Source organism: Streptomyces sp. Tu6071 (assembly GCF_000213055.1).
Lineage (GTDB): Bacteria > Actinomycetota > Actinomycetes > Streptomycetales > Streptomycetaceae > Streptomyces > Streptomyces evansiae.
This window is the reverse complement of record NZ_CM001165.1, coordinates 517,375-530,201: the sequence shown is the minus strand read 5'-3', so window position 1 is coordinate 530,201 and position 12,827 is coordinate 517,375. Positions and strand designations below refer to the sequence as shown.

At 72.9% G+C, this 12,827-nt stretch carries 11 protein-coding genes; 8 read left to right on the top strand and 3 right to left on the bottom strand.

Annotated elements, in window-relative coordinates; all coding sequences use genetic code 11:
- Positions 1-27: 27 nt before the first annotated feature.
- Together STTU_RS02145 and STTU_RS02140 are read right to left on the bottom strand one after the other, a co-directional pair.
- Entirely contained in the window at positions 28-453 is a 426-nt protein-coding gene (locus tag STTU_RS02145; RefSeq protein ID WP_043253830.1) for a GvpL/GvpF family gas vesicle protein, read from the bottom strand.
- Between the two features lie 165 nt (positions 454-618).
- A complete protein-coding gene (locus STTU_RS02140) occupies positions 619-963 on the bottom strand; it encodes a tetratricopeptide repeat protein (protein WP_043253829.1) in 345 nt (114 codons plus the stop codon).
- Between the two features lie 187 nt (positions 964-1,150).
- On the opposite strand from STTU_RS02140, the gene STTU_RS02135 reads away from it, so the two are divergent.
- Together STTU_RS02135 and STTU_RS02130 are read left to right on the top strand one after the other, a co-directional pair.
- Positions 1,151-1,741 carry a TetR/AcrR family transcriptional regulator gene (locus STTU_RS02135; RefSeq protein WP_043256994.1) on the top strand — a complete coding sequence of 197 codons (591 nt, stop codon included), beginning with the start codon at positions 1,151-1,153 and terminating at the stop codon, positions 1,739-1,741.
- Between the two features lie 323 nt (positions 1,742-2,064).
- Positions 2,065-3,693, top strand: coding sequence for an ABC-F family ATP-binding cassette domain-containing protein (locus STTU_RS02130; RefSeq protein WP_007819365.1), 1,629 nt, complete (start codon positions 2,065-2,067; stop codon positions 3,691-3,693).
- A gap of 51 nt (positions 3,694-3,744) precedes the next feature.
- Here the strand turns inward: STTU_RS02130 and STTU_RS02125 are convergent, their stop codons facing one another.
- Positions 3,745-5,295, bottom strand: a complete 1,551-nt coding sequence (locus STTU_RS02125; RefSeq protein ID WP_043253827.1) for an aromatic amino acid lyase — start codon at positions 5,293-5,295, stop codon at positions 3,745-3,747.
- Between the two features lie 201 nt (positions 5,296-5,496).
- On the opposite strand from STTU_RS02125, the gene STTU_RS02120 reads away from it, so the two are divergent.
- From STTU_RS02120 to STTU_RS02095, 6 genes are all read left to right on the top strand, one after another.
- Positions 5,497-6,828, top strand: coding sequence for an MFS transporter (locus STTU_RS02120; RefSeq protein WP_010273314.1), 1,332 nt, complete (start codon positions 5,497-5,499; stop codon positions 6,826-6,828).
- A gap of 312 nt (positions 6,829-7,140) precedes the next feature.
- A complete protein-coding gene (locus STTU_RS02115) occupies positions 7,141-8,751 on the top strand; it encodes an ABC transporter substrate-binding protein (RefSeq protein WP_043253825.1) in 1,611 nt (536 codons plus the stop codon).
- Positions 8,748-9,722, top strand: a complete 975-nt coding sequence (locus tag STTU_RS02110; RefSeq protein ID WP_009070549.1) for an ABC transporter permease — start codon at positions 8,748-8,750, stop codon at positions 9,720-9,722. Before STTU_RS02115 ends, STTU_RS02110 begins: the two co-directional genes overlap by 4 nt.
- Positions 9,719-10,627, top strand: coding sequence for an ABC transporter permease (locus tag STTU_RS02105; RefSeq protein ID WP_043253824.1), 909 nt, complete (start codon positions 9,719-9,721; stop codon positions 10,625-10,627). The genes STTU_RS02110 and STTU_RS02105 overlap by 4 nt, the downstream gene beginning before the upstream one ends.
- Positions 10,624-11,673: an ABC transporter ATP-binding protein gene (locus tag STTU_RS02100; protein WP_043253822.1), complete on the top strand. Its 1,050-nt coding sequence runs from the start codon at positions 10,624-10,626 to the stop codon at positions 11,671-11,673. Before STTU_RS02105 ends, STTU_RS02100 begins: the two co-directional genes overlap by 4 nt.
- A complete protein-coding gene (locus STTU_RS02095; protein ID WP_043253820.1) occupies positions 11,670-12,677 on the top strand; it encodes an ABC transporter ATP-binding protein in 1,008 nt (335 codons plus the stop codon). Before STTU_RS02100 ends, STTU_RS02095 begins: the two co-directional genes overlap by 4 nt.
- Positions 12,678-12,827: the final 150 nt, after the last annotated feature.

The following is a 12,827-nucleotide window of genomic DNA, read 5'->3' as shown; positions in this document are numbered from 1 at the left end:
GCGGCGTTCGCGGGTCGGGAGCGCGGGTCACGGCTGCTTGCGCGCGAGCGTGTCCCGTTCGACCCGGCCCGTCGCCCGTGCCGTGCCCGTCACACGGTGCAGGGCCGCGCCGAAGCGCTCCTCCTGCTCCTCCAGGGCCGCGCGGGCGCGGACGTCGTTGGCGTAGCAGGTGCCGACGGGGAGCGCCACGGTGGGCCCGGTGGCCCCGGCCGCGTGGACGAGTTCGCGGTGCAGCCTGCCGAGGGGTTCGAGCAGTTCCGGGGCGAGGAGGCGGCGCAGCGCGGCCGGGCCGCCGAGGGCCCGCAGCGGCACGTCCTGCACGACGGCGACGAGCGCGCCGAAGGGCAGCAGCCGCACCATCGCGCCCTCGGGGTGCCCGGTCAGGTGCACGTCGCCGCCGCAGCGGCGGACCGCGTAGACGTAGGTGGCCATGTCGGGAGCGGTGGCGCTCATGGGGTCCTCCTCGGCGAAAGGGTGAGTCGCTTCCGCCTCACCACCCTGCCGAGCGCGCGGTGCCCCCGCCCGAGGTGCTGGACCGAACGAGGGCCGGACACGCACCGTGACGGTGCCTGCCCGGCCCTCGGAGACGCCGCGTGACCATGTCGTCGCGGCGGGTCGTCAGTCCTGCTCGCTCCCCGTCATCGCGGCGGCGAGCCGCAGGTACGGGGCCGCCTCGGCGTCCCTGCCCTGGCGCTCCAGCGTGCGGCCGAGCAGGAGCGTCGCGTAGGACTCGACGGGGTCGCGGTCGAGGATCGCGCGGAGTTCGGTCTCCGCGCGGCCCAGCTGCGCCGAGTGGTAGTAGGCGCGGGCGAGCAGCAGCCGCGCCGCGGTGTGCCCGGGGGCCTCCGTCACGAGTCCGCGCAGGATGCGCACCGCGGTCGTGTACTCCTTCGCGTCGAAGAACATCCCGGCCCGGTTCCAGCGGTCCACGGGGGTGCCGAACTCGAAGTAGGTGTCGTTCACCGGTGCCTCCCGTCCTGCGGCGACGGCCTGTCCGTCGTGCACCCGCTGCAACGGAAAGCGGTGGTTGAACATTCCACCAAGCGAAGAAAAGGTGAACGACACCGTATCGTTTCTTTACTTTCCCTTGGTAAGCTCGCTCGCGGTCCGGTCGGGTGCGAAGGTGCACGGGAGAGGCGCGGTGGTTGTGGTGGTGGGCGAGGTCAGGTCCGGCAGGCTCGGGCCCGGTCGCGCCGAGGAGTTGTACCACGCCGTCGTGGACCTGCTCACCGAACAGGGGTACGGGGCGCTCACGATGGACGCGGTCGCCTCGCGCGTGCACATGAGCAAGGCCACCCTCTACCGGCAGTGGGGCGGCAAGGACGGCCTCGTGGCGAGCGCGCTGAAGCACTTCGTGACCCCCATCGCCCAGGACATACCCGACACCGGCAGCCTGCGCGGCGACCTGGACGCCTTCGTCGACGGCTTCGACGACGAGGAGACGGCCCGCAGGGCGAGCCTCATGCGGGGCATCGGGCAGGCCGCGCACGAGGACGCCGAGCTGGAGGCCGCCCTGCGCGAACTCATCGTCGAGCCCTGCCGCCGCTACTTCACGCCGATGCTCCGCCGTGCCATGGCGCGCGGCGAACTCGCCCCGGAGAACACGGCGGTGGACTTCATCGTGCACATGGTCCTCGGCGGTGTCCTCGCCCCGGAGATCATGGAGGGCCGCATGGTGACGCAGGCCGGGCTGCGGAGGTACGTCCACGCGGTGGTGCTGCCCGCGCTCGGGGCGGCCTGACGCGGGAAGCGGGGCCCTGGAGCGGACCCGGGACCGGCGAGCGGGGGCGGCCGGGCGGTGGAGCGGGGCGGGAAAAGCGCGAGCGTCCCTCCGCGCCGTCCTGTTACGGTGGACTCAGGATTTGTCTCCCGTGAGGAGCGGAACAGTGGTGGGTGACGACGACATCTCCGGGTGATACCCGGCGTGTCAGGCCACCGGCAGGCGCACGAGGCGCCGCCCGCGTGGCCCCCTGAGCGTCCCCTTTCCCACTCAGCGGTACGAGTCCGGGCCCCGCCATCCGTGTCGGCCCCTCGTCCCGCGCGCACCCGTGAGGTCCGCCTTCCATGTCCGACGCCTACGTCGTCAGCTCCGCACTGTCCTTCTCCTGGCCCGAGGAGACCCTCGTCTTCGACCGGCTCTCCTTCACCGTCCCCGGCGGTCGCACCGGTCTCGTCGCACCCAACGGCAGCGGCAAGAGCACCCTCCTGCGGCTCATCGCCGGTGAACTCGCGCCCACGTCCGGCTCCGTGACGGTCAACGGCACCCTCGGCCACCTGCCGCAGACCCTCCCGCTCACCACCGGCCTCACCGTCGCCGAAGTCCTCGGTGTGGCCGGTGTCGTCGCCGCGATCGACGCGGTGGAGCGCGGCGAGGTGGACGAGGAGCACTTCACCACCATCGGCGAGGACTGGGACATCGAGGAGCGCACCCGCGCCGAGCTGGACCGGCTCGGGCTCGGCGTGCTCACCCTGGACCAGGGCCTGGAGAGCCTGAGCGGCGGCCAGATCGTCACGCTCGGCCTCGCCGCCCAGCTCCTCGCCCGCCCGGACGTCCTCCTCCTCGACGAACCCACCAACAACCTCGACCCCGACGCGCGGCGACGGCTCCACGCCGTGGTCGACGACTGGCGCGGCTGCCTCCTCGTCGTGAGTCACGACCGCTCCCTGCTCGACCGCATGGACCGGATCGCGGAACTGGAACGCGGCGAACTGCGCTCCTACGGCGGCAACTTCACCGCGTACGAGGAGGCGGTGAGCGCCGAGCGCGAGGTCGCCGAGAAGAACGTGCGGCACGCCGAGGCCGAACTCAAGCGCGAGAAGCGGGAGATGCAGCAGGCGCGCGAGCGCGCCGAGCGGCGGTCCGGCAACGCCGCACGCAACATCAAGAACGCCGGGCTGCCCAAGATCCTCGCGGGCGCCCGGCAGCGCAAGGCCCAGGAATCGGCGGGCAAGGCGGGGAACACGCACGCGGACCGGGTCGGCGAGGCGCGGGCCAGGCTCGACGAGGCGGGGCGCGCGGTACGGGACGACACCCGGCTCGTGCTCGACCTCCCGGGCACCGAGGTCCCGGCCGGGCGCACCCTCTTCGACGCCAGGAAACTGCGCCTGCGCGGGCTGTTCGCGGGCGAGGGCGCCGACCTGTCGGTGCGCGGCCCCGAGCGCATCGCGCTGACCGGGCCCAACGGGGCGGGCAAGTCCACCCTGTTGCGGATCATCACGGGGCAGCTCGCGCCGGAGGAGGGAGAGGTGCGCCGTGCGGACGGGCGGGTCGCGTACCTCTCGCAGCGGCTCGACCTGCTCGACCCCGTCCTGAGCGTCGCGGAGAACCTGGCGGCCTTCGCGCCGGCGATGCCGGAGGCCGACCGGATGAATGTGCTGGCACGGTTCCTCTTCCGGGGCCAGGGCGCGCACCTCAGGGCCGGGGCGCTCTCCGGCGGCGAGCTGCTGCGCGCGACGCTCGCGTGCGTCCTGAGCGCCGAGCCCGCCCCGCACCTGCTCCTCCTCGACGAGCCCACCAACAACCTGGACCTCGTGAGCGTCGGCCAGTTGGAGAGCGCGCTCACCTCCTACCGGGGCGCCTTCCTCGTCGTGAGCCACGACGAACGCTTCCTCACGGAGATCGGCGTCACGCGGTACCTGCGGCTCGCGGAGGGAGAGTTGCGGGAGGTCGCCGCCCCGCGGGCGGGGGAGTGACGGGGCGTGGTGGCCGGTCCCCGGACCGGCCACCACGGCCGTGAGGGACCGTCACCACTCCGCGAACCGCCCCACCAGCTCCTCCGCGAGGGCCACGTCGGTGGTGAGCGGGCGGTCCCGCGGGTCGGCGGGAAGGGTGTCGAGGGCGAGCGCGAGGGCCCGCGCCGCCGGGGTCCCCGGCAGGGGCGCCCGCCCGCTCATCCGCAACGCGCGTACCGCCGCGACCAGTTCGCAGCCGAGCACATGCCGCAGCAGCGGGGGGACCCGCAGCGACTGCGCGGCGGAGAGCGAGGCGAAACCGGCCTGCTCCTCGACACCGCGCGAGAGCACGGCGTGTCCGAGGCTCGCGGGCTGGGCGAGGGCCTGCGTCTCGGCGACGGCCGAGGCCGCCGCGTACTCCAGGATCATGACGCCCGAGGAAGCGGTCGCCGTGTCGCCGAGGAAGGGCCGCAGGCCGGTGAAGGCCGGCTCGCACAGCGCGGCGAGGCGCGCGGCGGCGGAGCGGGCGACGGGCAGGAGCGCGAGGCGGAAGGAGTCGAGCGCGAGGCCGAGCTGCCCCGCGTAGAAGTTGCCGTGGTGGTACGCCGCGCCGTCCCCCGCGCTGATCAGCGGGTTCTCGGCGGCGGCCGACAGCTCCACGGCGAGCACCGCGTCGAGCGCGTCGGCGGCGTCGTAGGCCGGGCCGAGCGTCTGAGGCAGGCAGCGGAAGGCGAAGGGGTCCTGGATACGGCCCGCGGGCGGCGCGGGCCGCGCGGGCAGCCCGAGCCAGTCGCGTACCCGCGCCGAGGCGAGGAGCTGGCCCCGGTAGGGGCGTGCCGCGGCGACCGGGGCCGCGAAGGGCTCCGCCGAGCCGTCCACGGCGAGGAGCGAGAGCGCGGCGATCCCGTTCGCGGCGCGCAGGAGCGTGCGCGACTCCTCCAGGGCGAGGCAGGCGCGCCCGATGGCGAGCGCGTTGGAGCTGATGAGGGCGAGCGCGTCGTTCGAGTCGAGGGCCATGGGCCGCGGTGGGGTGCCGCCCTCCCAGGCGCCCTCGCCGGTCAGGGCGAGGCCGAGCTGGGCGAGGGGGCCGAGGTCGCCGGTGCCGACGCCGCCGTACGTGTGCAGGACGGGTGCGGCGCCTTCGCGCAGCGCCTCGGTGAGCGCGACGACGACGCTCGGGTCGAGACCGGCGCCCCCGGCGAGGAGCTGCTGCGCGCGCACGGCGAGCAGGGCGCGCGCCTCGCGGGCGGGGACGCGGGGGCCGATCGCCCCGGCGTGGCTGCGCAGCAGCCGCAGTCCGTGGTCCGCGTCGTGCACGTCGTCGGTGCGGTTGGCGCCGACGCCCGTCGAGCGCCCGTACACCCGGCCCGAGGCCGCCAGCTCGCGGGCCGCGTGCCAGGCGCGACGGGCCGGGGCCAGCGCGGCGGGGGTGAGCCGCGCGGGCCGCGCCCCGTCCACGATGCGGACGACGTCGGCGGCGCGCGGCGCGAGCCCGTGCCCCGGCCCGCGCCCTCCACCGCCCGGGACGACGTCCTCGCCCGCGGGGGAGAGGGGGGTAGAAGCGGTGGCGGCGGGCACGAGCGCACCGCCGAGCAGGGACACGGAGAAGGGATTGTCAGCCATGACACGCGGCTTTCGGGCACGGGGGAACGAGGTGACCGGAGCGGCTGCGGAGAACCCGCCCCCGGTCGCCACCGACTCTGCACGAGGAAAGGAGTCCGTATCAAGGGAGGTGGGAGAAGTTTTTGTGTATCCCTATTCAATGAGCAGTGGCTCGAATACGGTCATTCGCATCCCCCAACGGCAGGCGAGGTGTTCCCTCCGATGACGAAGACGGCCGAACGCGCCACCACTCCCACCCCTCTCGCGCCCTCCCTGGACGAGGCGCCCCTGCGCCCCTTCCACCTCAGGGTGACGGCGACGACCTTCGGCGCCAACTTCTCCGACGGCTACGCGCTCGGCATGATCGGCGCCGTACTCGCGACCCTCACCGACGGCTGGCACCTCTCCGGTGTCTGGCAGGGCCTGCTCGGCGCCTCCGCGCTCATCGGCCTCTTCTTCGGCTCGCTCGTCCTCGGCCGCGTCGGCGACCTGATCGGACGCCAGCGGCTGTACGTGTGGAACTTCGTGCTCATCACGGCGGCCTCCGCCCTCCAGCTCTGGGCGGACGGCCCGGTCCTGCTCTTCGTGCTCCGCGTCCTCATCGGCTTCGGTCTCGGCGCCGACTACGCCGTCGGGCCCACGATGCTCTCCGAGTTCGTCCCGCGCCGGCTGCGCGGCGTCCTGCTCGGCGCGCTCACCGTGCTGTGGACGGTCGGCTACGTCGTGGCCGAGATCCTCGGCGCCGTGTGGGGCGGCGACGAGCACGCCGCGAAGCTCCTCCTCGCCACCGGCGCGCTGCCCGCGCTCCTCGTCCTGCTGCTGCGCATCGGCACCCCCGAGTCGCCCGCCTGGCTGCTGAGCCAGGGCCGCGCCGACGAGGCCCGCGAGGTGGCCCGGCGTCACCTGCGCGCGGAGATCGGCCCGCAGGCCGAGCAACCTCCCGTGCCGCAAGCCGCCTTCCGCGAGCTGTTCGCCAAGGGCCAGGCGGTGCGCACGTGGTTCGGCTTCGGCTTCTACAGCGCGCAGGTCCTGCCGTACTTCGCCATTTACACCTTCATGCCGGTCATCCTCGCGGCCATGAAGGTCTCCGACCCGGACGCGCAGAACATCACGCTGAGCCTCTTCCTGCTGCTCGGCGGGGTCGCCGGACTGTGGTTCGTGCAGCGGTGCGGACGGCGCCCGTTCACCATCGTGACCTTCGGCGTGATGACCGCGGCCCTCGCCCTCATGGGCGCGCTCAGCCACGCCCCCGCCTGGGCGCTCATGACGCCGTTCCTGCTCTACACCTTCGTGATGGCGGGCGCCTCGAACATCACCCAGGTCTATCCGCCCGAGCTGTACCCGACGCACCTGCGCGCCACCGGCGTCGGTTTCCTCAACGGCTCCAGCCGGATCGCCTCCGCCGCCGGCACCTTCGTTCTCCCGGTGAGCCTGGAGCACTTCGGGCTCAGTGTCTCCATGTACGGGCTCGCCGCCGTACTCCTCGCGGGCATGGTCCTGTCGATCCTGTGGGCCCCCGAGACGAAGGGCTCGGTGACGGCCGCCGCGCACTGAGGCCGCCGAGATCACGCCAGCCGCCCCACACGCCCCGGTCCCGCGCCCTCTCCGGCGCGGGACCGGGGCGTCTTGCGTCCACATCGTGGATAACCCTGCGACCGGTATACCAAGTGGGTCACGCCTGAGAGGTGTCGTGATGTGCCTCTTGCCCTTAGTTGGCCATTTTGACCAGGCAAGAGCGGGCGGTGCTGCGGGGGTTCGGGAAAATGAGTGCTTCGGATATCCGGGGTTTGGTATACCGTTTCGCCTCAACGCGGACCTGACCGGTCCGTGAACCGCCCCCTGCTGTCCTGAAAGAGGTTCGGTTCCGTGCGTCGTATACCGGCCACTCTCGCGGTGCTCGCGCTCGCGACGGTCACCACCGCCTGCGGCACGCTCTCCCCTCCCGGCGAGCAGTCCGTCGCCAAGGCCCGCCTCGTCGACGACCGCCCCGTCCGCGACGGCGGCACGCTCACCATCGGGCTCAAGTCCGACCCCGACATGCTCGATCCGAGCCTCACGTCGACGCTCGTCGCGCGTACCGTCTTCGCCTCGATGTGCGAACAGCTCTACGACGTCGACCAGCACAACAAGTTCGTCCCCCAGCTCGCCGACTCGCTGCCCGTCCTCACCGACGGCGGCAAGACCTTCACCTTCACGGTGCGGCGCGACGCCCGCTTCAGCGACGGCACCCCGCTCGACGCCGCCGCCGTGAAGACCTCGCTCGACCGCCACCTGCACCTGGAGGGCTCGGGCCGCGCCTCCGAGATCGACTCGGTCCGCAAGGTCACCACCCCCGGCACATACACGGTGCGGCTCTACCTGAAGCACCCGGACACCCCGCTGCTCGGCCGCCTCGCCAACACCGCCGGGCTCATCATGTCGCCCACCGCGATCAAGAAGTACGGCAAGAAGTTCGCCACGCACCCCTCGTGCGTCGGCCCCTTCAAGTACGAGAAGCGCGTCATCGGCGACCGCATCGAGCTGAAGAAGGACCCGCTCTACTACGACGCCGACAAGGTCCACCTCGACGGCGTCACCTACAAGACCATCACGGACGGCAACATCCGGATGGCCAACATCCGCTCCGGCGACGTGCAGGTCGGCGACCAGATGGGTCCCGTCGAGGTCCGCTCCTCACTCGGCGAGAAGGGCGTCCAGCTCCTCAACACGCCCTCGCTCGGTTACATGGCGATGACCCTGAACGTCGGCAACACGCACGGCATCTCCGGCAGACCCGGCACCGTCAACAACCCGTTCGGGCGCGACGTGCGCGTCCGCGAGGCGCTCGACCTCTCGCTCGACCGCGACCTCATCAACAAGCTCGTCTTCCAGGGCATGTACGCCCCCGCCTGCGGCCCCGTCCCGCCCGGCACCCCGCTCAGCACGCCCACACCCTGCCCGAAGCGCGACATCCCGAAGGCCAAGCGGCTCCTGAAGGCGGCCGGTGTCAAGACGCCCGTACCGCTCGAACTCATGATCAACACGACGCCCGAGGACAACCGCCTCGGCCAGGTCATCCAGGCCATGGCCAAGGACGCGGGCTTCGACATCCGGCTGCGCCCCACCGAGTTCGCCACCGGCCTCAGCCGCACGCTCGCCGGTGACTTCCAGTCCCGTACCGGCGGCTGGGGCGGTCAGCCCGACCCGGCCGGGAACATCGACAGCCTCGTCGGCACGGCGGGCAGCAACAACCAGGGCAAGCTCTCCGACCCGGTGATCGACCGCCTCATCGTCGAGGGCCGCTCCACCGCCGACACCGCGAAGCGGCGCGAGATCTACCGGAAGCTGACCCTCGCCATCAACAAGCAGCACAGCGTGCTCTACCTCTACCGCAACATCAACTACGTGTCCGCCTCCACGGACGTGAGCGGTATCAAGCTCTCCGGTGACGGCCTCATCAAGGCCGAGGAAGCCGGCTACGTGAAGGGAAGCCGGTGAACCGCCTCCGCACCCTGCTCACCTCGTACCTCGCCCGCAGGCTCGGCATGTCGCTCGTGACGATGGTCCTCGTCTCGATCGCCGTCTTCCTCGGCGTCCGCGCGATGCCCGGCGACACCGCCCAGGCCCTCGCGGGCGAGCAGACCTCGCCCGAGGTCCTCGCCTCGATCCGCCAGGAGTACGGCCTCGACGACAACATCGCCGTGCAGTACTGGCGGTACGTCTCCCACGCCGCCACCGGCGACCTCGGCACCTCGGCCCGCACCGGGCTCCCGGTGCTCGACGCGATCCGCGAGGCGCTGCCCATCACCCTCGAACTCGCGGCGCTCGCCCTGCTCCTCGCCGTCGTCGTCGGCATCGGCGCGGGTGTCCTCGCCGCCGTCCGCAAGGGCAAGCCCTCGGAGTGGCTCGCCAACGGCATCGCGCTGCTCGGCATGTCCGTGCCCTCGTTCTGGCTCGGCATCATCCTCGTCCTCGCCTTCGCCATCGCGACGCCCGTCTTCGCCGCTTCCGGCTTCGTGCCCTTCGGCACCGACCCGCTGGAGAACCTGCGCCGTCTGGTCCTCCCGGCGATCGTCCTCGGCTCCGGGCTCGCCGCCGTCGTCATGCGCCAGACCCGCGCCGCGATGCTCGACTCGCTCTCGGCCGACTACACCCGTACCGCCCGCGCCAAGGGACTGACCCGGCGGCAGGTGATCGGCGGGCACGCGCTGCGCAACTCGCTCGTCACCGTCGTCACCGTCCTCGGCCTGCAACTCGGGCAGCTCATCTCCGGGGCCGTCGTCACCGAACAGGTCTTCGTCCTGCCCGGCTTCGGCAAGCTCACCATCGACGCGGTCTTCACCCGCGACTACGCCATGGTCCAGGGCGTCGTGCTCTTCACCTCGGCCGCGTACATCCTCGTCAACCTGCTCGTCGACTTCCTCTACTCCGTCGTCGACCCCCGTATCCGGCTCGGAGGCGCCCGATGACCACCGCTCCCACCACGGTGCGGGGCGTTCCCGCCCCGGTCGCCACTCCTAGCGCCGCGCGCCCCGGGCGGGTGCGCTCCGGCTGGAACCGGCTGCGCCGCAACCGGCTCGCCCTCACCGGCGCCGTCCTCGCCGCGCTCTTCGTCCTCGTCGCGCTCCTCAGCCACGTCATCGCCCCCTACGACCCGGCGCGGCCCGACTTCAACCAGGCCCTCGCCGAGCCGAGCTGGGCCCACTGGCTCGGCACCGACGACCTCGGCCGCGACCAGCTCTCCCGCGTCCTCGTCGGCGTCACCGCCTCCATGCAGGTCGGCGTCCTCGCCGTCGCGCTCGCCTTCGTCGTCGCCGTACCGCTCGGCCTGATCGCCGGCTACTACGGGCGCGTCGCCGACTCCGTCGTCTCGCGGCTCACCGACACGCTGCTCGCCTTCCCCTTCCTCGTCCTCGCCGTCGGCCTCGCCGCGATCCTCGGCCCCTCGCTCAAGAACGCGACGATCGCCATCGGCATCTCGCAGATCCCGGCGATCATCCGCATCACCCGCGCCGAGACGCTGCGCCTCAAGAGCGCCGACTACGTACAGGCCGCGATCGCCAACGGCGGCACCGACCGCGTCGTCCTCTTCCGCCACATCCTGCCCAACGCCTCCTCGGCGCTCATCGTCCAGGCCACGGTCGGCATCCCCTCGGCGATCATCGGCGAGGCGGTGCTCAGCTTCCTCGGACTCGGCGTGCAGCCGCCCTCCCCCTCGCTCGGCGTGATGCTCTCCTCGGCCCAGCCGTTCATCGCGCAGGCCCCCTGGATGGCCGTCTTCCCCGGCCTCGTCATCGTCCTCGCCACGCTCGCCTTCAACCTCCTCGGCGACGGAGTGCGCGACATCCTCGACCCCCGCGGAGGCTCCCGGTGAGCGCAGCGACCACCACCCCCGTCCCCTCCGCGCCCTCCGGCGAGGCCGTCCTCAGCGTCCGCGACCTCTCGGTCTCCTTCCGGGGCCACGACCGCACCGTCCACGCCGTCGACGGCCTCTCCTACGACGTCGCCCCCGGCGAAGTCCTCGCCGTCGTCGGCGAGTCGGGCTGCGGGAAGTCCGTCACCTCCATGGCCGTCATGGGCCTGCTCCCGCCCACCGCCCACGTCACCGGATCGGTGCGCCTCGCGGGCCGGGAACTGGTCGGGCTCTCCGAGAAGCGCCTCGCACGGCTGCGCGGCCAGGAGATGGCCATGATCTTCCAGGAGCCCATGACCTCGCTCAACCCGGTCCTCACCGTCGGCCGCCAGATCGGCGAGGTGCTCCGCAAGCACCAGGGCCTCGGCCGCCGCGAGGCCCGCGAGCGCGCCATCGAACTCCTCACCCTCGTCGGCATCCCCGCCCCCGCCAAGCGCGTGGACGAGTACCCGCACCAGCTCTCCGGCGGCATGCGCCAGCGCGTCATGATCGCCATCGCCGTCGCCTGCGACCCCGCCGTCCTCATCGCCGACGAACCCACCACGGCGCTCGACGTCACGGTGCAGGCCGGCATCCTCGACGTCCTGCGCAACCTGCGCGAACGCCTCGGCACCGCCATCGTCCTCATCACCCACGACCTCGGCGTCGTCGCCGACACCGCCGACCGCGTCCTCGTCATGTACGCCGGACGCGCCGTCGAGCAGGCGGACGTCGCCGAGCTGTACGGGCGCCCCGCCCACCCGTACACGCGCGGACTGCTCGGCGCGGTGCTGCGCCCCGGGCTGCGCGGAACGGACGGCAGGGCACGGCTCAACGAGATCCCCGGCATGGTCCCGGGGCTCGACGCGCAACCCGACGCCTGCACCTTCGCCCCGCGCTGCGCCCTCGCGGACGACACCTGCACGGGCGCGCGCCCCGCCCTGCGCCTCATCGACGGCGCCCACCGGCTCGCCTGCCACCACCCGGCCCAGGCCGGTCCCCAGATCCCCGAGGGAGCCGCCCGATGACCTCCACCCCGCCTGTACTCGAAGTCCGCCACCTCCAGCGGCACTTCACCGCCGCCAAGGGCACCGTCCGTGCCGTCGACGGCGTCTCGCTCACCATCGGCCCCGGCGAGGTCGTCGGCCTCGTCGGCGAGTCGGGGAGCGGCAAGTCCACCGTCGGGCGCTGCGTCGTCCGGCTCGACCAGCCGACCGGCGGCACCGTCCGGATCAACGGCACCGACGTGACCACGCTCTCGCGCCGGGCCCTGCGCCCCCTGCGCAAGGACTTCCACCTCGTCTTCCAGGACCCTTCCTCCTCGCTCGACCCGCGCATGAGCGTGCGGCAGATCATCGCGGAGCCGCTGCGCCTGCACCGGCTCGCGGACCGGAAGGGCGCGGCCGAGAAGGCCGACGCGCTCCTCGCGCAGGTCGGGCTGCGGCCCGAACTCGGGGACCGGAGCCCGCACGAACTCTCCGGCGGCCAGCGCCAGCGCGTCTCCATCGCCCGCGCGCTCTCCGTCGACCCGAGCCTCCTCGTCGCGGACGAACCGACCTCGGCCCTCGACGTCTCCGTGCAGGCCGCCGTCCTCAACCTGCTCGCCGACCTCCAGCGCGAGCGCGGCTTCGGCTGCCTCTTCATCACGCACGACCTCGCCGCCGTCGAGTACCTCGCCGACCGCATCGCGGTCATGTACCTCGGCCGGATCGTCGAACAGGCTCCGGCCGCCGAGCTGTTCGCGGCGCCCAAGCACCCGTACACGCAGGCGCTGCTCTCGGCGGCCCCGGTCCCGGACCCCGAGGAGCAGCGCACGCGCGAGCGGATCGTGCTCGGCGGCGACCTGCCGAGCCCGCTCGATCCGCCGCCGGGCTGCCACTTCCACACCCGTTGCCCGCTCGCCACCGACCGCTGCCGCACCGAGACCCCCGCCCTGCGCACCCTGCCCGGCAGCACCCGCGAGGTCGCCTGCCACTTCGTCACGGACGACGGCACCGCGCCGGACGCGACCCGCGCGGCGGTCTCCGCCTGACCGTTCCCGTCACCGCGCCCGCCTCCTGGAGAACCGGAGGCGGGCGCGGGCGTGTGGGTGGCGCGAGGGTGGTTTGTGGGTGGCGGCCCCGGGAGGGCCCGTTCACGCTGGGACGACCCGGACGCGCCGGGAGCCGGCCACCACGAGGGT

Coding starts and splice junctions, on each gene's coding strand:
- STTU_RS02145 (WP_043253830.1), bottom strand. CDS start 453: ATGAGCGCCACCGCTCCCGACATGGCCACCTACGTCTACGCGGTCCGC.
- STTU_RS02130 (WP_007819365.1), top strand. CDS start 2,065: ATGTCCGACGCCTACGTCGTCAGCTCCGCACTGTCCTTCTCCTGGCCC.
- STTU_RS02125 (WP_043253827.1), bottom strand. CDS start 5,295: ATGGCTGACAATCCCTTCTCCGTGTCCCTGCTCGGCGGTGCGCTCGTG.
- STTU_RS02120 (WP_010273314.1), top strand. CDS start 5,497: ATGACGAAGACGGCCGAACGCGCCACCACTCCCACCCCTCTCGCGCCC.
- STTU_RS02105 (WP_043253824.1), top strand. CDS start 9,719: ATGACCACCGCTCCCACCACGGTGCGGGGCGTTCCCGCCCCGGTCGCC.
- STTU_RS02095 (WP_043253820.1), top strand. CDS start 11,670: ATGACCTCCACCCCGCCTGTACTCGAAGTCCGCCACCTCCAGCGGCAC.